Origin of the sequence: Pseudoprevotella muciniphila, from assembly GCF_003265305.2 — a bacterium.
Classification (GTDB): Bacteria; Bacteroidota; Bacteroidia; order Bacteroidales; family Bacteroidaceae; genus Alloprevotella; species Alloprevotella muciniphila.
Map to the genome: position 1 here is coordinate 937,721 of NZ_CP033459.1, position 20,961 is coordinate 958,681.

The 20,961-nt window shown below is 51.7% G+C and carries 16 protein-coding genes; all 16 read left to right on the forward strand.

The genetic code is table 11. The features are described 5' to 3' along the window. Nucleotides 1–294 precede the first annotated feature (294 nt). The 16 genes from yajC (at nucleotide 295) to C7Y71_RS12150 (ending at nucleotide 20,948) form a co-directional block, all read left to right on the forward strand. On the forward strand, nucleotides 295–600 hold the full coding sequence (gene yajC / locus C7Y71_RS03935; RefSeq protein WP_111898511.1) for a preprotein translocase subunit YajC: 306 nt from the start codon (nucleotides 295–297) through the stop codon (nucleotides 598–600). A gap of 73 nt (nucleotides 601–673) precedes the next feature. After that, complete coding sequence (locus tag C7Y71_RS03940; protein ID WP_111898421.1) at nucleotides 674–1,678, forward strand: YbbR-like domain-containing protein; 1,005 nt, start codon at nucleotides 674–676, stop codon at nucleotides 1,676–1,678. Between the two features lie 38 nt (nucleotides 1,679–1,716). Then, a complete protein-coding gene (gene coaE / locus C7Y71_RS03945; RefSeq protein WP_111898422.1) occupies nucleotides 1,717–2,301 on the forward strand; it encodes a dephospho-CoA kinase in 585 nt (194 codons plus the stop codon). 133 nt (nucleotides 2,302–2,434) lie between these two features. Beyond that, nucleotides 2,435–2,857, forward strand: coding sequence for a DUF5606 family protein (locus C7Y71_RS03950; RefSeq protein WP_111898423.1), 423 nt, complete (start codon nucleotides 2,435–2,437; stop codon nucleotides 2,855–2,857). Between the two features lie 535 nt (nucleotides 2,858–3,392). Then, nucleotides 3,393–4,589 carry a saccharopine dehydrogenase family protein gene (locus tag C7Y71_RS03955; RefSeq protein WP_111898424.1) on the forward strand — a complete coding sequence of 399 codons (1,197 nt, stop codon included), beginning with the start codon at nucleotides 3,393–3,395 and terminating at the stop codon, nucleotides 4,587–4,589. Nucleotides 4,590–4,797: 208 nt separating this feature from the next. Beyond that, nucleotides 4,798–5,733, forward strand: coding sequence for a GSCFA domain-containing protein (locus tag C7Y71_RS03960; protein WP_111898426.1), 936 nt, complete (start codon nucleotides 4,798–4,800; stop codon nucleotides 5,731–5,733). Between the two features lie 260 nt (nucleotides 5,734–5,993). After that, nucleotides 5,994–6,449 carry a transposase gene (locus tag C7Y71_RS03965; protein WP_111898427.1) on the forward strand — a complete coding sequence of 152 codons (456 nt, stop codon included), beginning with the start codon at nucleotides 5,994–5,996 and terminating at the stop codon, nucleotides 6,447–6,449. Between the two features lie 243 nt (nucleotides 6,450–6,692). After that, the gene (locus tag C7Y71_RS03970) at nucleotides 6,693–9,164 is read left to right on the forward strand and encodes a bifunctional UDP-N-acetylmuramoyl-tripeptide:D-alanyl-D-alanine ligase/alanine racemase (protein ID WP_111898428.1); all 2,472 of its coding nucleotides are present in this window, start codon (nucleotides 6,693–6,695) and stop codon (nucleotides 9,162–9,164) included. Then, nucleotides 9,161–9,892: a phosphatase PAP2 family protein gene (locus tag C7Y71_RS03975; protein WP_111898429.1), complete on the forward strand. Its 732-nt coding sequence runs from the start codon at nucleotides 9,161–9,163 to the stop codon at nucleotides 9,890–9,892. Before C7Y71_RS03970 ends, C7Y71_RS03975 begins: the two co-directional genes overlap by 4 nt. A gap of 89 nt (nucleotides 9,893–9,981) precedes the next feature. Beyond that, a complete protein-coding gene (locus C7Y71_RS03980; protein WP_111898430.1) occupies nucleotides 9,982–10,596 on the forward strand; it encodes a DUF4738 domain-containing protein in 615 nt (204 codons plus the stop codon). Nucleotides 10,597–10,716: 120 nt separating this feature from the next. After that, nucleotides 10,717–12,912, forward strand: a complete 2,196-nt coding sequence (locus tag C7Y71_RS03985; RefSeq protein ID WP_111898431.1) for a glycoside hydrolase family 5 protein — start codon at nucleotides 10,717–10,719, stop codon at nucleotides 12,910–12,912. Nucleotides 12,913–13,634: 722 nt separating this feature from the next. Beyond that, on the forward strand, nucleotides 13,635–14,708 hold the full coding sequence (locus tag C7Y71_RS03990) for a glycosyltransferase family 2 protein (protein WP_111898432.1): 1,074 nt from the start codon (nucleotides 13,635–13,637) through the stop codon (nucleotides 14,706–14,708). 444 nt (nucleotides 14,709–15,152) lie between these two features. After that, complete coding sequence (gene recA / locus C7Y71_RS03995; protein ID WP_111898433.1) at nucleotides 15,153–16,226, forward strand: recombinase RecA; 1,074 nt, start codon at nucleotides 15,153–15,155, stop codon at nucleotides 16,224–16,226. 614 nt (nucleotides 16,227–16,840) lie between these two features. Continuing rightward, nucleotides 16,841–17,266 carry a GxxExxY protein gene (locus C7Y71_RS04000; RefSeq protein ID WP_111898512.1) on the forward strand — a complete coding sequence of 142 codons (426 nt, stop codon included), beginning with the start codon at nucleotides 16,841–16,843 and terminating at the stop codon, nucleotides 17,264–17,266. Nucleotides 17,267–17,551: 285 nt separating this feature from the next. Continuing rightward, complete coding sequence (locus C7Y71_RS04005) at nucleotides 17,552–18,586, forward strand: SEL1-like repeat protein (RefSeq protein WP_111898434.1); 1,035 nt, start codon at nucleotides 17,552–17,554, stop codon at nucleotides 18,584–18,586. Nucleotides 18,587–18,803: 217 nt separating this feature from the next. After that, nucleotides 18,804–20,948 (forward strand): DUF6020 family protein, encoded by a 2,145-nt coding sequence (locus C7Y71_RS12150; protein WP_317162429.1) that lies wholly within the window; start codon nucleotides 18,804–18,806, stop codon nucleotides 20,946–20,948. Nucleotides 20,949–20,961: the final 13 nt, after the last annotated feature.

Below are 20,961 nucleotides of genomic sequence, written 5' to 3' on the forward strand. Positions count from 1 at the left end.
TTTCTGAAGTAAACGCTTCGCTCGAAGTTAGCGAAGTTGAAGAAATAGAAGAAGTTATCGCTTCGCTCGAAGTTAACGAAGTTATCGAAGTTAACGACGATAGTGTTGAACCGATAATAACAAAAGAAAAAAGAAGAAATTACCATTAAGTAACGTCGCTAACTTCAAGCGAAGCGATAACTTCAATAACTTCGTTAACTTCAAAGAAAAAAAGAGGTAACGTCGTTAACTTCAAGCAAGTGGAACTTGCGAAACTTGAATAATAATAACAAAAAACAATAACACACTACTATGATTTCTATGACATTTGCACTATTGCAAGCAGAAGGTGGTGCCATGGGCGGTTACGGCGGCATCATCATGATTGTGGCACTGTTTGCCATCATGTATTTCTTCATGATTCGTCCTCAGAACAAGAAAGCGAAGAAAGAGCGCGAATTCCGCAACTCGCTCAAAGAAGGCGACGACGTGATGACCATCGGCGGTCTGCACGGCAGGGTACACCGCGTGGAAGACACCACCGTGACACTCGAAGTGGCTACAGGCGTGAAACTCAAGTTTGAGAAGAGTGCCATCCTTCAGAAGAGCGCGCAGCAATAAGCACAAGGGAATTCCCTGAATTTCCGGAATTTCCGGAGAATCCGGATTTTCCGGCAACACACACACTAACACCGTGAAGAAACTCTGGATCAACATAACGAAGATAGCCAGGAACTGCTTTTCCTACATCTGGAACAGGCAGTTCCTCACATTCCTGTCCTTCTTTATGCTGTCGTTCATCTTCTGGGTTTTCTTCACGCTGAACGAGACTTACGAGCAGGATTTCTCCATACCGCTGGAACTGAAGAACAAGCCTGACAACGTGAAGATCACGATGGACCCGCCGAAGGAAATCGTGGTAACCATCCGCGACAAGGGTTCAAAACTTCTGCAATACGCCTACGGTTCGGGGTTCGCTCCGGTACAGATCAACTTCAAGGACTATGCCAACAAGCAGGGTCAGGTGAAGGTATCGGTGAGCGATGTGCGGCGCCAGATAGAGTCGCAACTCAGCCGCAGGTCCACCCTCGTGCGCCTGCGCCCCGAGACCATAGAATATATGTACAACCTCGGCAACAACAAGGTGGTGCCCATCATCTTCGACGACGTACAGGCAATGCCGGCAAAAGGCTATATCATCACGAGCCGCACCGCCAGCACGAACCGCGCACGCATCTACGCGCAGCAGAGCATGCTCGACACCATCACAGCCGTATATGCCCGTACGTCGTTCTTCAACGACGTGAAGGGACGGCAGCGGTTCAGCATAGAACTTGCGCCCATACGCGGTGTGAAGATGGAGCCCGACACCGTGTTCTACACCGTTACGTCCGACATCGTGAACGAAAAGACGGTGCAGGTGAAAGTGCAGGGCGTGAACTTCCCTGCCACAAAGACATTGCGCACCTTCCCCGGCACGGTGGATGTCACGTTCAAGGTGCCGGCTGCCCAATACAACAGCATCACGGCTGACGACTTCGTGCTCGTGCTCGACTATGAATCGCTGCTCAATGCCAAGTCGAACAAGGTGCGCCTGAACCTTAAGTCGCTGCCCAAGGGTGTATCGAGCGCCGCAATCCACCCGCAGGACGTGCAGTTCCTCATCGAGCAGTTGCCCGAGAGCAATGACGGCGAGTGAGGCACGCCCGGAGTTCCTATTCTTTTTACCCCCCTGACATGAAGACATCATACGGTATCACCGGCGGCATAGCGAGCGGCAAGAGTGCTGTTTGCCGGCTTTTGCACGCTATGGGGCATCCCGTGTTCTACTGCGACGACGAAGCCAAGCGCATCATCCGCACCGACCCTGACGTGCGGCGCGAACTGACGGCAGTGGTGGGCGAAGGCGTTTACGATGACGAGGGGCGGCTGGTGAAGTCCGTACTGGCAGCATACATCTGTCGCGGCGGGGATTGTTCGGAGCGTGTGGATGCCATCGTACACCCGCGCGTGCGCGAGGCATATAAGGCATGGCACGCCCGCCAGACGGCAGAAACGACGTTCATGGAATGTGCCCTGCTCTTCGAGTCGGGCTTCGACAGGCTCGTTGACCGCACCGTCCTCGTCCATACCCGCGATGAAGTGCGCCTCGCCCGCCTCATGGCACGCGACGGCATCTCACGCGCCCAGGCTCGCAAATGGATGGCGCTGCAGATGACAGAAGCAGAAAAACTCGCCCGTGCCGACATCGTCATCAGCAACGACGGCACACCGGAGGCACTGGAGCGCGAAGTGCGCCAATGGCTGGAAGCAAGGAGGTAAGACACAGGAAAGCATAGGAAGCCCTTAAAAGCCAGAAAATCCTGTAAAGCAACACCTGATTCCAAAAAAAGTTGTACTTTCGCAAAGTAAAACAGAATTTTCAAAACCTATACAGAAAGAAACGCATAGACAAATGAAAGAAACCATTCTCTCCATTTCCGGTCGCCCGGGGCTGTTCCGCCTCGTATCGAGCGGCCGCGGCAACCTCATCGTAGAGACTATTGACGACGCTAAGAAACGCCTGCCGGCTGGTGCCCGCGACCGTGTAACATCGCTCAACGACGTGTCGATGTACACCGACGATGACGATGCACCACTGATGGACGTGTTCCAGAACATAGCCAACGCCAACGACGGCAAGGCAGTGGACATCAACGTGAAGACAGCGAGCAGCAAGGAACTGGCAGACTTCATGGCGACAGCCCTGCCCAACTACGACCGCGACCGCGTACATCAGAGCGACATCAAGAAACTCATCCAGTGGTATAACATCCTGGTCAACAACGGCTACACCGACTTTGCCGAGAGCGAAGCTGAAGAGGAAGAAGAAGCATGATTATTGAAGTTAACGAAGTTAGCGAAGTTAACGAAGTTAGCGACGATAGTGTTGAACCGATAATAACAGAAAGAAGATAAAGAATTTCGAAGTTAACGAAGTTAGCGAAGTTAATGAAGTTAACGACGATAGTGTTGAACCGATAATAACAGAAAGAAGATAAAGAATTTCGAAGTTAACGAAGTTAGCGAAGTTAACGAAGTTAACGACGATAGTGTTGAACCGATAATAACAGAAAGAAGATAAAGAATTTCGAAGTTAACGAAGTTAGCGAAGCGATAACTTCAATAACTTCGTTAACTTCAAAGATAAAGAGGTAACATCGTTAACTTCGAGCGAAGCGATAACTTCAATAACTTCGTTAACTTCAAAGATAAAGAGGTAACGTCGTTAACTTCGGGCGAAGCGATAACTTCAATAACTTCGTTAACTTCAAAGATAAAGAGGTAACGTCGTTAACTTCGAGCGAAGCGATAACTTCGATAACTTCAATAACTTCTCGAAGATACAAAAACTTTCAACTATCAACTGCAAAATGGGAAAAGTCATCATCATAGGTGCCGGCGGTGTAGCCACCGTTGCGGCACACAAAGTAGCAAAGAACGCTGATGTGTTCAGCGAAATCATGATAGCGAGCCGCACGAAGTCGAAGTGCGACGCCATAGTTAAAGCCATCGGCAATCCTGCCATCAAGACCGCACAGGTTGATGCCGACAATGTGGACGAACTCACTGCCCTCTTCGATGCGTTCAAACCCGACCTCGTGATGAACCTCGCCCTGCCCTATCAGGACCTCACCATCATGGAGGCTTGTCTCAAGAGCGGTGTGAGTTACCTCGACACAGCCAACTATGAACCACGCGATGTGGCACACTTCGAATATAGTTGGCAATGGGCTTTCAAAGAACGCTTCGAACAAGCAGGACTGACCGCCATTCTGGGTTGCGGCTTCGACCCGGGCGTAACGAGCATCTACACCGCCTACGCCGCGAAGCACCACTTCAAGGAGATACAGTACCTCGACATCGTAGATTGCAACGCCGGCAACCACCACAAAGCCTTCGCCACGAACTTCAACCCCGAAATAAACATCCGCGAAATCACGCAGAAGGGGCAGTACTGGGAAGACGGCAAATGGGTGGAGACCGAACCGCTTGAAATCCACAAAACCCTGACCTACCCCAACGTGGGTCCGCGCGAGAGTTACCTGCTGCACCACGAGGAGATAGAGAGTCTTGTAAAGAACTATCCCACCATCCGCCGCGCCCGCTTCTGGATGACGTTCGGCGAGGAATACCTCACCCATCTGCGTGTGATTCAGAACATCGGTATGGCGGGCATCGAACCCATCAACTATGAAGGCCACCAAATCGTACCACTGCAATTCCTCAAAGCCGTGCTGCCCAATCCGCAGGACCTCGGCGCCAACTACGACGGCGAGACGAGCATCGGCTGCCGCATACGAGGCATCGGCAAGGATGGCAAGGAACACACCTACTACGTTTACAACAACTGTTCACACCAAGCCGCCTACGAAGAAACCGGCATGCAGGGTGTGAGTTACACCACGGGGGTGCCTGCCACCATCGGTGCGCGCTTGTTCATGCTCGGACTGTGGAAGCGCCCGGGCGTATGGAACGTGGAAGAATTCGACCCGGATCCATTCATGGACGAACTCAACAAACAGGGTCTGCCCTGGCACGAACTGCACGACTGCGACCTCGAACTCTGATGTCCGGAACAGAACAGTTTTATCAAGACAAAGCGGGAATTTCTTCAGGAGATTCCTGCTTTTTTCTGTTATTCAGAGAACACAGAGGTTTTAGAACGCGTTCTAAAACAAACCCCTTCAAAAAAATCCTGCGCGAGGAAAGGGCATATATCCGCAGAAATTACTATTTTTGCTATTTGATACAAACCATAAAAGACCATCTCCGCCGATGAAATTCCGCACGACAACAGAATTGCCTTCCGAAAGGCTGGTGTTGCAGCCCCAGTCGCGTTTGTTGCTACTGGGATCCTGCTTTGCCGAGCACATCGGGCAGAAAATGCTCGACGGACACATGCGCGCCGTGGTGAATCCTATGGGTGTGCTTTACAATCCCGAGAGCATACGGCGCTGCATAGAAGTGCTGACGAATGGCACATACGATGAGCGTTATCTGTTTGAAGACGCGTTCGGCATGTGGCACTCGTGGCTGCACAGCGGCAAGTTCGATGCGGTTTCACGCGAAGAAGCCCTGACAGGCATCAAGGCTTCGCTCGACGAGGGGCATAAAAGGCTTCAGGAGGCTGACGTGCTCTTCGTTACGTTCGGCACCAATCACGTCTATCGGCACAAGGCGTCAGACATGGTAGTAGCGAACTGCCACCGCGAGCCGTCTGCCACTTTCGCTGAGGAAGTGCTGAGTGTGGAAGAAATCGTGTCTTCGTGGCAGGCGTTGCTCAGCCGTTTGCCCGAGCGCATGAAGGTGGTTTTCACGGTCAGTCCGTACCGCTATGCGAAATATGGCATGCACGGCAACCGGCTGAGCAAAGCCACGCTGCTGCTTGCAGTGGATGCGCTGTGCCGTGCCGACGATCGCTGCCTGTACTTCCCTGCCTACGAGATCGTGCTCGATGAGTTGCGCGACTATCGCTTCTATGCGCCCGACATGCTCCACGTGAGCGAACAGGCTGTGGAATATGTGTGGGAGCGCTTCAGGGCGTGGGCTTTTACGGAAGAAATGACTACCTTTGCGCAGGAATGGGCAGAGATTTCCAAGGCACTCGCCCATCGCCCGCTTCACCCCGACAGTGAGGCGTTCCGACGGTTCGAGGCTGCCACAGAGGAGCGCCTGCGCCAGTTTGAGGCGAAATTTGGCAGAAAAAAATAAAAAAAGAGAACCCCGAAGGGGTGGCATAAGCATAGGCAGGGGTGCAAACCCCTGTATATAGCGGATAGATAAAACAGAACCCCGATAGGGGTGGCATAAGCATAGGCAGGGGTGCAAACCCCTGTATATAGCGAAAAGATAAACAGAACCCCGATAGGGGTGGCATAAGCATAGGCAGGGGTGCAAACCCCTGTATATAGCGGATAGATAAAACAGAACCCCGATAGGGGTGGCATAGATAAAAACGAAACAACACAATCATGGCGAATACATATACAAAATTGTACGTCCACTGCATGTTCCACGTTAAAACAACAAGCATTGCTATAAGAAAACAAGACATCAGCAACCTATTTGCCTATATTGCCACATCAGCACGCAACATTGGCAGTACGTTTGTAGAGGTGGGAGGAATGCAAGACCATATTCACATTTTGGCAACTTTACCAAAGACAACAACTCTTTCTGACTTCATTAGGACATTGAAAGCGGGGAGTAGTGGTTGGTTAAAGAAAATTGCTCCTATCTATAAGGATTTCAGTTGGCAAAGTGGCTATGGTGCGTTTTCGGTTAGTCCTTCGCTCAAAGAAAAGACGATTAATTATATAAAGTTCCAAGAGAAACATCATTCAAAACGCTCGTTTCAAGAAGAATACAAATTGTTTTTGCATGGATATGGTATTGAATATGACGAAACTCATGCGTTTTGCGACTAATTGCTATGTCACCCCTACGGGGTTCAACATTAACTGGTCAGATAACAGGGGTTGCACCCCTGCCTATGCTATAACACCCCTTACGGGGTTCAACATTAACCGGTCAGATAACAGGGGTTGCACCCCTGCCTATGCTATGACACCCCTTACGGGGTTCAACATTAACCGATCAGATAACAGGGATTGCAAACCCCTGTGTATGGAACAAGCACATAGACATTTGCTAAAAAGATATATATCATCATGCACTATTCGCTATCAAAAATTGCTTCCCTCATCGGGGCGCGTCGCTATGGTAAGGACGATGCCATCATAGATTGGCTCCTGACCGATAGCCGTTCGCTGGCATTTCCCGAGACCACACTTTTCTTTGCGCTCCGCACGCAGCACAACGACGGTCAGCGCTACATACCCGACCTCTACCGGCGCGGTGTGCGCAGTTTCGTGGTGGGCTCGCTGCCCGAGGACCACGAAAAGTTTTTCCCGGGTGCAAACTTCCTCCTTGTGGTGAGTCCGCTAAAGGCATTGCAGCGTCTTGCCGAGCGCCATCGCGAAGAGTTCAACCTGCCCGTGATAGGCATTACCGGCTCGAACGGCAAGACGGTGGTGAAGGAATGGCTCTACCAGATTCTCCTGCCCGACATGAGCGTAACACGTTCGCCGCGCTCCTACAATTCTCAGGTGGGAGTGCCGCTCTCCGTGTGTCTCCTGAACGAAGGCAGCGAGATAGGCATCTTCGAAGCCGGCATTTCGCAGCCCGGCGAAATGCAGGCGCTTGCCGGCATGATACAGCCCACGATAGGCATCATGACGCACCTGGGCGAAGCGCATCAGGAGAATTTCTCCACACCCGAAGAGAAGTGCATCGAGAAACTGGCGCTCTTCAAGGACTGCCAACTCATCATCTTCAACGGCGACGACAAGACCATCACCGACTGCATGAGCATGGCGCTCATCAGGGGCAACCAACTCGCCTGGTCGCGCAAGGACGAAGACTGCACGCTCTTCATCCGCGCCGTGGAAAAATACAAGGACAACACGGTGGTGAAGTATTCCTACTTCCGCGAAGACGGGCAGTACACCCTGCCCTTCATCGACGACGCTTCGATAGAAAACTCCATCCACTGCCTCGCCGCCTGTCTCTACCTTCAACTGCCGAAGGAAGTCATCGGCGAGCGCATGGCACACCTTGAACCTGTGGCAATGCGCCTGGAAGTGAAGGAAGGTGCGCGCGACTGCATCATCATCAACGACAGTTACAACAACGACATCACGTCGCTCGACATCGCGCTCGACTTCATGAACCGCCGCCCCAACCCGAGCAACCGCTGCCACACACTCATCCTGAGCGACATCATGCAGAGCGGCATGAGCAGCGAAGAACTCTACGGCAGGGTGGCAGCCATGGTGAACCACCGCAACGTGCAGAAACTCATCGGCATAGGTCCCGACATATCAGCACAGGGGCACCTCTTCCACACCGACAAGCACTTCTTCCCAGACACCGAAGCCCTCCTCGCCAGCGGTATGCTGCAAGGGCTGCACGACGAGGTCATCCTCATCAAGGGCTCGCGAAAATACAACTTTGAACAGATCAGCGACCTCCTCTCGCTCAAGGTGCACGAAACGATACTCGAAGTGAACCTCGAAGCCCTCGTGGAGAACCTGAACTTCTACCGCTCTTTCATGAAGCCCGAGACGAAGATGGTCTGCATGGTTAAGGCGTCGGCGTATGGTGCAGGGAGCATAGAGATAGCCAAGACGCTTCAGGACCGCGGCGTGAACTACCTCGCCGTGGCTGTGGCAGACGAAGGCGCCGACCTGCGCAAGGCGGGCATCACGCGCAACGTCATCATCATGAACCCCGAGATGTCGTCGTTCAACACACTGTTTGAGCATCGCCTCGAACCAGAAATCTACAACTTCACCCTCCTCGAAGCACTCATCCATGCTGCAAAGAAAGAGGGTATCACCAACTTCCCCGTACACATCAAACTCGACACCGGCATGAGCCGTCTGGGCTTCAATCCCAAGACCGACATGGAGCGGCTCATCGACCGCCTGAAGCGTCAGAAGGCACTCATTCCCGTCTCGGTGTTCTCCCACTTTGTGGGCAGCGACAGCCCCGACTTCGACGCTTTCTCTGCAGAGCAGTTCGCCCTGTTCGACGAGGCATCGCGGAGGCTTCAGGACGCCTTCCCGCACAGCATACTGCGCCACATCTGCAACAGTGCCGGCATACAGCGCTTCCCCGAACGCCACCTCGACATGGTGCGCCTCGGGCTCGGGCTCTACGGCGTGAACCCCATCAACAACCAGATCATCCACAACGTGAGCACGCTGAAAACCACCATTCTTCAGGTGCGCGACGTGGCAGCCACCACCACGGTGGGCTACAGCCGCAAGGGGCGCCTGAAACGTGCCTCGCGCATCGCCGTGCTGCCCATAGGCTATGCCGACGGCCTGAACCGCCACTTGGGCAACGGCAACTGCTACTGCCTCGTGAACGGCCAGAAGGCATACTATGTGGGTAACATCTGCATGGACATCTGCATGATCGACGTAACCGACGTACCCTGCAAGGAAGGCGACACGGTGGAAATCTTCGGCGACCACCTGCCCGTAACCGTGCTGAGCGACACGCTCGGCACCATTCCCTATGAAGTGCTGACTTCGGTGAGTTCACGCGTAAAGAAAGTCTATTTCCAAGGATGAGAAACGCTGCTCTCGCACTGACAGTCTGCCTTTTGCTGCCTGCTGCCCATCTCTTTGCACAGCAGGACAGCACACGCGCTGCCGCCCCCTCTGCCGAGCATTTCAGCGCGAAGCAAGCGGTGGTACCGGCGCTGCTCATAACCGCCGGTATGGCAGGCATCAATGGCGAGTGGATGCCGGAAATCAACGAATGGGGCAGCCACTGGGCTTTCAGCGCCGACGACTATCTGCGCTTCGTGCCGGCGGCAGGCTTCTTAGGACTGGAATATCTCGGTGCGAAGGCTAAGCATCCGCTGCGCGAGCGGTTGGCTGCAGGCGTTACGGCATTCGCCGTGATGAGTGTTGCCACCTACGGCCTGAAGGGCATCGTTTCGGAACAACGTCCCGACGGCGAGAACCACAGCTCCTTCCCTTCCGGGCACACGTCATTTGCCTTTCTCGGTGCAGAACTCGTGCGTTCGGAATACGGCGGAGCATACGGCTGGGCGGCATACGGCATAGCCACAGGCACTGCCCTGCTCCGCATGGCTAACAACAAACACTGGGTGAACGACGTGCTTGCCAGTGCCGGCATAGGCATCCTGAGCGCAAAGGTGGGTATGTGGCTGCTGCCGTGGGAGCGCCGGCTTTTGGGCTGGAACAAGAACAAGCAAGGCAACGTGGCTGTCGTGCCGTTCTATGAGCCTACGACGAAAGGCTTCGGCGGCGCACTCGCCATCACGCTATAAAGGGCATAGATACTATAGAAGCTATAGAAGTTATAGAAGTTATAGAAGTTATAGAAAGCAAACAGAGAAAACAAAAAAACGACCTATATATGAAAAAAATCATCATCGCAGCAGTAGCCTTTGGCGTACTTTTCATCTCTACTGCCACGCTCAGCGGCTGCAAGGACAAAAAAGAAGGTTCACAGGATTCCATCACGGGAAAAGTGGTAAACATAGACAAGGGCGCCGAGCGCGAGGACAAGAACCTGACCGACACCTTCGCCAGCGGCGGCCACACCTTCGGCATCGCCATCCACCGCTATTCCGACACTGCGGGCAAGGAATACAAGGACGAATATGGCGACGCTTTCTTCGACAACATCGTGGATATCCGCGCCACGCGCGACGGAGAGGAACTCTTCAGCAAAAACTTCACGAAGAGCAGTTTCCGCAGCCATATTGATGCCGACACCGCAAGTTACATCCTGCAAGGCATAGGCTTCGACAAAGCAAAGTCGGACGCCAACAACCTGACCTTCGGTGTGCAACTGGGCGACCCGGGCAGCGAGGAAGGCAAATTCTTCCTGCTGCTGACCATCGCACCCACCGGCGAAATCGATATCCGTAAAGACAGCGCACCCGACACCACAGCCGACGACGGCGGCATAGAACTCAAACAGCAAAAGGCCACGGAGCCTGCCGACGAACCCGACGAGCAGATTTAAGCCAAACTGTTTGGGTTTGAGCGGACTTTACAGGCTATTCAGGCAGCCACAGAATTTCCTGATTTTTGTATTTCAGAAAAAATCACTATATTTGCAACATAATCAAAAAGTTATTTCTCGATGAAGCTTAGAACACTCCTCATTTGCACAGTTGCCTTTATTGCGCAGACGTTCAGTGCTCAAACTTTTGAAACCGCCACGGAGGCTGTGGCGAATATGGGTATAGGCTGGAACCTTGGTAATTCGCTCGATTCGCATAAAGCGGATGTAACCGACGTTCTGAAGACAGAAATCCTGCGTGGGCAGATCCCTACAAAGCCCGAACTGATGACGATGCTCAAAGATGCGGGTTTCGGTGCTGTGCGCGTACCCGTAACGTGGTATCCGCACATGGCAAACGACGGCACGGTGGATGCCGCCTGGATGGCGCGTGTGAAGGAAGTGGTGGACTATGTGCTGGACGCAGGCATGTACTGCATCATCAACGTGCACCACGACGGCAATAATAAGGAATATGGCAGTTTCCCCGGACACCCATGGATGCAAGCCTCTCCTGCCAACGCTGTCAACAACAGAAGTCGTTTCAAATACCTCTGGACACAGATAGCCAACACCTTCAAGGACTACGACCAACGGCTTATCTTTGAAGGCTACAACGAATTGCTCGACCAGTATAATTCGTGGAACTATGCTTCCTACAACTGCGAAAATAACTACAATGCGGTTGCGGCTTCCGAAGCATATTCTGCCATCAACAGTTACGCGCAATATTTCGTTGATGCCGTGCGCGCCACGGGAGGCAACAATGCTCAGCGCAACCTTGTGGTGAACACCTACGCCGCTGCCTGTGCGCGTGGTTCATGGAGCAAGCGACTCACAGAGCCGCTCAAAGAGATGCAACTGCCTACCGACGAAAGCCCGAACCATATCATATTCGGCGTGCATTCCTATCCGCGCATAGCCAACACCGACAGTTTGGGTGTCCGTTCAGAGCGTTCATGGGCAGAAATAGATGCAGAACTCACCACACAGTTCCACAACCTTACAGACACCCTCGCAGCAAAGGGGGCGCCGGTGATAATCAGCGAATGGGGCTCGTCGAATGTGGACGCAGCCGTAACCGACTACGATGCCTTGCGCAACCATTTCCTATACTTTGCGGACGACTTTGTGAAGCGCGCCAAGGCGGCAGGCATTCCCCTGTTCTACTGGATGGGCGTTACCGACCGTGCCGACCGCTCGCTGCCTGTCTTCACACAGCCCGACCTCGCAGAAACCATGCTGAAAGCCCACCACGGCGAGAACTACAACCCCAGCACACCTTCAAAGGACGATTATACCGACAAAGTGTATAACGCCACATATCTTGCGCAATGGGGCGAAGTGTTGCTGGCGAGTTTTGAAGACGGACAGGGCGACTATACAAAGTTAACCGTAGAATTCGCTCAAAAAACCACACGAAGCCGCTTACAGTTGCGCGTTTACTATGCAAACGACTATGATTACAAATCAATACAAAGCGTGACAAGCGTTCAGCAAGCATTCAGGACAAATGGCGATAAAGTTATACGCGTGGTACTTTGTTATATTAATGCAGACCTGAGTTTCAAGCCTGCCATAAAAAGGGTATATCTCACCAAGAGCGACGGCACGACAGTGGATCTGGTGCCAAAAAACTACAACAACAGTTACATAGAACTCGCCGGTACGCCGCTCTTCAATAACATTGCCGTGAGTGATGCGCTCTATACCTCGCTCTACTATAGCGATAGGAATTTCATCGTGCCGGTGGGCACCACAGCGAGGGCTTACAAGGTGGAAGACGAACAATTAGTCCGCGTGAAGACCTACGAGGCGGGCGACGTGATACCTATGGCGACGGGTGTGGTGATAGGTGCTGATGCGGCATGCACGTACATGTTCCGCCATACGACTGAAGCGGGCGAAGCACCGGTGGGCAGCATGCTGCGCGGTTCTGACACGGAAGAAACCACTACGGGCGGCGACACCTACTACATGCTCTCGCTCAACAGCAATTTTGACATCAATTCTGCCGGTTTTTATTACAAATATGATAATGGCGCACCGTTTCTGAACGATGCCCACAAGGCGTACCTTGCCGTGCCGGCAGGACAGAGCCTCGCGCCGCGCTATATCTTCAGCGAAAAGGAAGACGCTGTTGCAACAGGGATAAACAACGCTGTAAAAACACCTGAAAAAGACTCCTGGTACACCATTGACGGGCGCAAACTCAACGCCGCCCCCACCTCTTCCGGCATCTACATCCGCAACGGGAAGAAGATTATCATAAAATAAAGGGGCGCGCTATAAATTGAGTGCGCTGTCGCGAAGAAATCCTACAAATCTGTTCAACTCTGACAAATTGTTTTTTTGTGTGATTTGTAAAGAGATGTGTTAATACAGGATGTGGCGAGTTCAGAACTCGAACCAATATGTATTCACATAAGGGATGTTCAATAAATTAGATTTTTAAGTTATAGAACGCCCCTTTAATCATATTCACCCGGACCGTTGTCCCGGGCTATGCGCTTTTAGGGCTTTCAGCCCGTTTACCTGACACCCCTGATATCATCAGTTTTTATGCGGTTGCCATAAGGTTTTCCCGATTTTTGGCACATTCTGAAATTATTGTTGTCCGCTAAAACGGGCTGAAAGTCCGTAAAGCCCATAGCCCAGGGCAACGCCCTGGGGGATAAGGTCAATGGCAATGGCGCACTGTAAGTGCAAAAGCAGAAACGAGATTAGCATTTATTTAATAATATGGCTTTTGTCCTTTCAGGACGCAAATACTCATACGTCCATATACCCAAGGCGTTGCCTTGGGCTATGAGCAGTAAGGCTTTCAGCCTAATTCAGAGCACTAAAACGGACGCAACAAATCAAAGAGTAAGCCCCCATAGATTACACCACCCATAAAACACCCAAACAGAAAGGCTTATGACTATGTCCATAAAACTTTTACCGGACACCAATATTCTGAAATATAAATATTATCTTTGTACTTCAAAGATAAATGAATGACGGAAAGCAAGAACAGCCATACTGACAGCCGCATTGCCGTAGTGATTCTGAACTGGAACGGTGTGGATATGCTTCGCCGTTTCCTGCCTTCGGTGGTGAAGGGTTGCGCGCGTGAGGCTGAGGTGATTGTGGCTGACAACGGCTCGACTGATGCCTCGTGCGAGGTGGTGGAGCGCGAATTTCCTGGTGTGCGCCTTATCCGCCTGCCGGAGAACTACGGTTTTGCCGACGGTTACAACAAGGCGCTGGCGCAGGTGGACGCCGACTATTTTGTGTTGCTGAACAGCGATGTGGAAGTGGCAGAAGGCTGGATAACACCATTGCGCGACTATATGGACGCACATCCCGAGGTGGGTGCCTGCCAGCCCAAGTTGCTCTCGCAGCGCGAGCCCGAATACTTTGAATATGCCGGTGCCTGTGGCGGCTACATCGACCGCTATGGTTATCCTTTCTGCCGCGGCAGGCTGTTTGAGACGGTGGAGCGCGACGAAGGGCAGTACGACGATGTCTGCCCTGTGTTCTGGGCAACGGGTGCTGCACTGATGATACGTCGTACGGACTGGGAGAGCATCGGCGGGCTGGACGGCAGTTTCTTTGCCCACATGGAAGAGATAGACCTATGCTGGCGACTCCGCTCGCGCGGCAGGGGCATCGTGTGCATCCCTGCGAGCCGGGCGTACCACGTGGGTGGCGCGACACTCAAGAAGAGCAATCCGCGCAAGACGTTCCTCAACTTCCGCAACAACCTCATCATGCTCTATAAGAACATGCCCGACGGCGACTTGCAGCGTGCCCTGCGCGTGCGGCGCGTGCTCGACTATGTTGCCGCCCTGAAGTTCCTCCTCACGGGCGATGTCGCGGACTGCAAGGCAGTGTTCCGCGCGCGGCGGGAATTCAGGCAGGTGCGCAGCAACTACGATGCCGCCCGCGAAGAAAACCGGCGGCTCACCACGTTACACCCCATCCCCGAAATGCTACAAGGCAGCCTGCTCTGGCGCTACTATGCACGAGGCGCAAAGACGTTCTCGCGTCTGAAAGCATTCGGAGAGAGAATGAATAAAGAATCTTGAAGTTAACGGAGTTATTGAAGTTAATGAAGTTAACGACGATACTCTTGACCGATAAATAACAGAAAGAAAAAGAAGAAGAAAGAAGTATTTCGAAGTTAATGAAGTTAACGACGATACTCTTGACCGACAAAAACAAAGTAAATGAAGCCTGACACCTTAGGTATCGTCGCTAACTTCGAGCGAAGCGATAACTTCGATAACTTCGTTAACTTCAAGAGTTTCAAGAACTTCAAGTAACGTCGCTAACTTCGAGCGAAGCGATAACTTCGATAACTTCAATAACTTCAGAAATTTGGACTAAAAATTTAACAAATAAAATACGACAAGTGTCAATTTTTGACGCTATGCACCCATAATTTTGCAGCATCAAAGGTGGTCAGGACGACACCTGCGAGAGGCTGAACAAATGAATAAGCAAACAAAAAACGAAAAAAATACAGCAATATGGCAAAGAAAGAACAAGACTCCTCAACAGACAAGTTGAAGGCACTGGAAGCCGCAATGGCAAAGATTGAAAAGGACTTCGGTCGCGGTTCTATCATGAAGATGGGCGACGACCATGTGGAAGACGTGGAAGTAATTCCTACGGGCAGCATCGGTCTGAACGCCGCACTGGGTGTGGGCGGTTATCCTCGCGGCAGAATCATTGAGATTTACGGTCCGGAGAGTTCGGGTAAGACCACCCTCGCCATCCACGCCATAGCCGAGGCTCAGAAGCAGGGCGGTATAGCAGCGTTCATCGACGCCGAGCATGCCTTCGACCGCTTCTATGCCAAGCAACTGGGTGTGAACCTCAACGAACTGCTCATCTCGCAGCCCGACAATGGCGAGCAGGCATTGGACATTGCCGACCAACTGATTCGTTCGAGCGCCATCGACATCATCGTCATCGACTCCGTGGCCGCCCTCACGCCGAAGAACGAGATACAGGGCGAGATGGGCGAGAACAAAGTGGGCTTGCAGGCACGCCTGATGAGTCAGGCACTCCGCAAACTGACGGCATCCATCAGCCGCACGAAGACCACGTGTATCTTCATCAACCAGTTGCGCGAGAAGATTGGTGTGCTCTTCGGCAACCCCGAAACCACAACTGGCGGTAATGCACTGAAATTCTATGCCAGTGTGCGCCTCGACATCCGCCGCATCACAGCCATCAAGGACGGCGACCGCCAGATAGGCAACCAGGTGCGTGTGAAGGTGGCAAAGAACAAGTTGGCACCACCCTTCCGCAAGGCAGAATTTGAAATCACCTTCGGTGAAGGCATCAACAAAGAGGCTGAAATATGCGACCTCGCTACCGAACTGGGCATCGTCCGCAAGAGCGGTTCGTGGTTCAGTTATGGCGACGGCAAACTGGCGCAGGGACGCGAGAGCGTGAAGACACTGCTCAAGGACAACCCCGAACTCTGCGACGAGATAGAAGCCAAGATTTTCGCTGCGCTCCGGGGCGAAGACCCTGACAAAACGAGCGACACCCCCGACACGGACTCAGACGCAGATTTCCCAGAAGAAGCGTAGAAGCGACTAAAAGTTAGTGCCGCATACGCGGCAGAAATATAACAAATCACACAAATCTAACAAATAAAAAATGATTTTGAGAGATTTGTAAGATTTTGAAAGATTTCTCGCGAAGCGACTAAAGAAGAAGTGCCTCTGACGAGGCAGTCTTTCGGCGCAAGGCGAGTGCAGAGAAACTTGTTTCTATGCTGAGCCGAAGCCCGAAAGTCTGTAAAGAAATCATACAAATCACACAAATCTAACAAATAAAAAATGATTTTGAGAGATTTGTAAGATTTTGAAAGATTTCTCGCGAAGCGACTAAAAGACAAGGTAAGTGCCTCTGGCGAGGCAGAAATCGTACAAATCACACAAATCTAACAAATAAAAGAAGATTCTGAAAGATTTTGGAAGATTTGAAAGATTTCTCGCGAAGCGACTAAAAGAAAGGTGAGTGCCGCTACGCGGCAGAAATATAACAAATCACACAAATCTAACAAATAAGAAATATTCTGGAAGATTTTGGAAGATTTGAAAGATTTCTCGCGAAGCGACTAAAAGAAAGGTGAGTGCCGCTACGCGGCAGAAATATAACAAATCACACAAATCTAACAAATAAGAAAAAAAATATCGTAATGGACTTAATAAAAGAATACAATAAGCAGTACGATTTTTTTCGCGAGATAACAGGAGAAGCTATGCGCGTACATAGCAAATTTCGTGGAGGTTTGTTAGAGTCCGCTTACGAGGCAGCACTGAAGTACCTTTTGGAACAAAGAGGCTACATGGTAACGCGTCAGGAATTCGTACCTATCTATTGGGACAATGTGCGTCTTGACCAAGACTATCGCCTTGATTTGCTTGTGAATGGTAACATTATCCTTGAGTTAAAGGCAATAAAGCACATTGACACTGTGCATCGTCGCCAATTGTGGAGTTACATGCGAATTACGCACCTACCCTATGGTATGCTTATAAATTTTAGTCCAAATGGTCTCTACTCGGAATGGTATCACTATCATGAGGATACAGATATCATTGACAGGATAAAGCTGATGTAAAGAAATCAAATAAATCACATAAATAGAAAAAAAGATTTTGATAAATTTGTATGATTTTGAAAGATTTCTCGCGAAGCGACTAAGAAAAAGAAGTGCCTCTGGCGAGGCAGAAATCGTACAAATCATACAAATCTCACAAATAAAACAAAGTAGAAAAAAGATTCTGAAAGATTTGTAAGATTTTGAAAGATTTCTCGCGAAGCACGACTAAAGGGAAATGAGTGCCGCAGACGAGGCAGAAATATGCAAATTGCACAAATAAAACAAATAATAAAACATAGAACCATGAAGAAGTTTTTTATCCTACTGGCCTTCGGTCTCCTTTCGTTAGGGGCTTTTGCGCAGAATGATGGCCTCAGCCGATTAGATTCGCTCTATACGTGTGCTGATAAGGGATATGTAGATGCCATCGTGGAACTTGGGAAGATGTATTCCAATGGCGAGGGTGTACCAAAAGACGATAAGAAAGCATTTGAGTTCTTCTCCAAAGCGGCTCCAGCATCGAAAGAAGCGACTTATCATTTGGGAAGATGTTATTATGATGGCGAAGGTGTAGATAAAGACACTATAAAGGGCCTATCACTATTTGAAGAAGCACTGCCGTGGGTAAAAGCAGAAGCAGAGAAAGGAAATGCTGATGCGCAACGTTATTATGGAAATTATTTTTCTAATGGTTGGATAGTACAGAAAGATGCCGCACGCGCGGTAATATGGTATAATCGTGCTGCACAGCAAGGGGATGCAAAAGCACAATGCTACCTCGGGAACTGCTATTACAATGGCGAGGGCGTGGTTGAAGACAAAGCAGAAGCCGTGAAATGGTACAAAAAGGCGGCGGAGCAAGGAAATGCAAAAGCACAATGCAACCTCGGGTACTGCTATTTCATGGGCGAGGGCGTTGAACAGAACTATACCGAAGCCGTGAAATGGTACAGAAAGGCGGCGGAGCAAGGATATGCAGATGCACAATGCAACCTTGGAGTCTGCTACGACATTGGCGAAGGTGTGACTGAAAACAAAGCCGAAGCCGTGAAATGGTACAAAAAGGCAGCGGAGCAAGGGGATGCAGGAGCACAATGCAACCTCGGGGACTGCTATGAGAATGGCGAAGGCGTGACAAAAAACAAAGCCGAAGCCGTGAAATGGTACAAAAAGGCAGCGGAGCAAGGAGATGCACAAGCACAATACAACCTCGGTGTCAGCTATGAGAATGGCGAAGGCGTGACAAAAAACAAAGCCGAAGCTGTGAAATGGTACAAAAAGGCAGCGGAGCAAGGATTTGAAGATGCTAAAAATGCGCTTGAAGAATTGGGGTATTAAAGAGAGGTCGGAGTGCTCGGAGAACTCAGGGAACTCAATCTAACAAATAAAAAATGATTTTGAGAGATTTGAAAGATTTGATAGATTTCTTTTCAGACTTTCGGGCTTCGGCTCAGCATAGAAACATGTTTCTCTGCATTTCGCCTTGCTCCGAAAGACTCGTGCGAAGCGACTAAAAAGACAACTTGCTTTAACAGAATAAGTCTGATAGAAGAAAGTGAACTTCCTGAAAAAATACCGTCATAACAAGCGCCAGTGGATATGGCGCGTCACCCTGCTACTTTTCCTCTGCAGGGTGCCTTTTTTGGTGGAGTTTTATCCGGGCAATTTCTTCTACGACACGTCGAGCAGCGTCGAGCAGTTCTTCGGCTATAAGGACACGCACATCGCATACGCCACGTCCGACCCCACCATTGTGCGCTCGAACCATCACCCCGTGATCTACACAGTGCTCTTCGGCGGCACGATAGCGCTGGGCAATGCCATAGGCAGTCAGAACGTGGCGATGTTCCTCTTCCTGCTGTTGCAAGCCGGACTCACGGCATGGGTAGTGGCAAGGCTGCTGTGGCTGGCTCGCTGCCGCACACGCATACCGACGGGTGTGATGGTGGGCATCTACGCACTCTACCCCGTATTCGGTTTTTGGAGCACGATGATGCTCAAAGATCCTTTCTTCGCTATGGCGACACTGTGGCTGATGATCCCCCTCGCCGCCATCGGCATCACGCGCGGACGCATAGCACGCCGACCACGTTTCCTGCTATCATTCTTCCTCTTGCTGCTGCTCTTTGAACTCTCTAAGAATCAGGGTGTTTACATCGCGTCACTCATTTTTCTTTATTGCCTCGTGGTGTATTGGCGACAGTGGCGCTTGCCTACGGTGGTGCTTTCGGCAGTACTGGTCTTTCAGGTGTTCTTGCGTGTCGTTCTGCCTGCCTGCCATGTGGCGCAAGGTGGGAAGCAGGAACTCTATGGCTTCATGTTTCAGCAAGTGGCACTCTACGCCCGCGAGCACCCCGAAGATGCCACACCGGAGGAGCGTGCCGACATCAGCCGCGTACTGCCGTTCGACACGGTGGGCGCGCACTATGTGGCTACGCTGCAGGACTCCGTGAAGTTCCGCTACAATGTGGATGCCGCGAGCGATGACTATGCCCGCTTCTTCTCCGCCTATTTCTCCCTGATGAAGAAGCACCCCGAGACCTATCTCAAGGCGACATGGGCGAACTGCGACGCCTATTTCCACCCCACAGGCAAGTACGTCATTGCGGGCGACGAATTTGCCACGAACATAGAAAACCCCGACAGCATCATTCGCCTGAAGCGCTGGCTCGACAAGCCGTTCATCGGGTCGGAGAAAATCCTCCATGTACCCATCATCGGGCTATTCTTCGACATGGGTTTCCTCGTACCCCTCGCCCTCATGCTCTGCCTCTACCTCACCGTGCGCCGACGCTGGCACGTACTGCTCATGGCGCTGCCTGCCTTCCTCTCCATTGGCGTGCTTGTCCTCTCGCCTCAGAACGGCTGCTACCGCTACACGATGCCCATTGTCTGGGCACTGCCGATGCTTCTGGCTGCCGCGCTGCCAAGGCACAGACAAGTGGCTGCGAGAGCCGGGAAAATGCCGCTGATAAAAGAAAGCGAGGATAAATTCGAGGCGCAGACGCTCTCCGTCATCATACCCTCGTACAACGAGGCGACGACACTGCCCACACTGCTCGAACGGCTCATCGCCGTGACGCTGCCCGATGGTTTTGAGAAGGACATCATCATCGTGGACGACGGCTCAACGGACGACACGCCTGCCGCTGCAGAAGCCTTCATTAAAGCCCACCCCGACGAGCGCATACGCTATGTGCGACAGCCGGAAAACGGCGGTAAAGGCACTGCCATACGCACCGGTATCACGCACATCGCCGGGCGCTATGTCGTCATACAGGATGCCGATCTGGAATACGACCCGTCGGACCTCGCCACGATGCTCCGCGAGATGACAGAGCGCGACCTGCCCGTGCTCTACGGCTCGCGCTTCCTCAAGAGCGACAACAAACACAGTTCGCAAGCCTTCTACTACGGCGGGCGCCTCGTCTCCGCCACAGCCAACCTGCTCTACGGCACCTGTCTGACCGACGAGCCGACGTGCTACAAGATGTTCCGCAGCGAACTGCTCACCGCCCTGCCCCTTCGCTGCAAGGGCTTTGAGTTCTGCCCCGAAGTGACGGCACGCACAGCCCGACGCGGCATCGTCATAGCCGAGATACCCATCAGTTATACCCCGCGGTCGTTCGCCGAAGGCAAGAAAATCAGTTGGCGCGACGGCATGGAAGCAATTTGGACACTCACACGATACCGCATCTGAAAAGAAGCCCTAA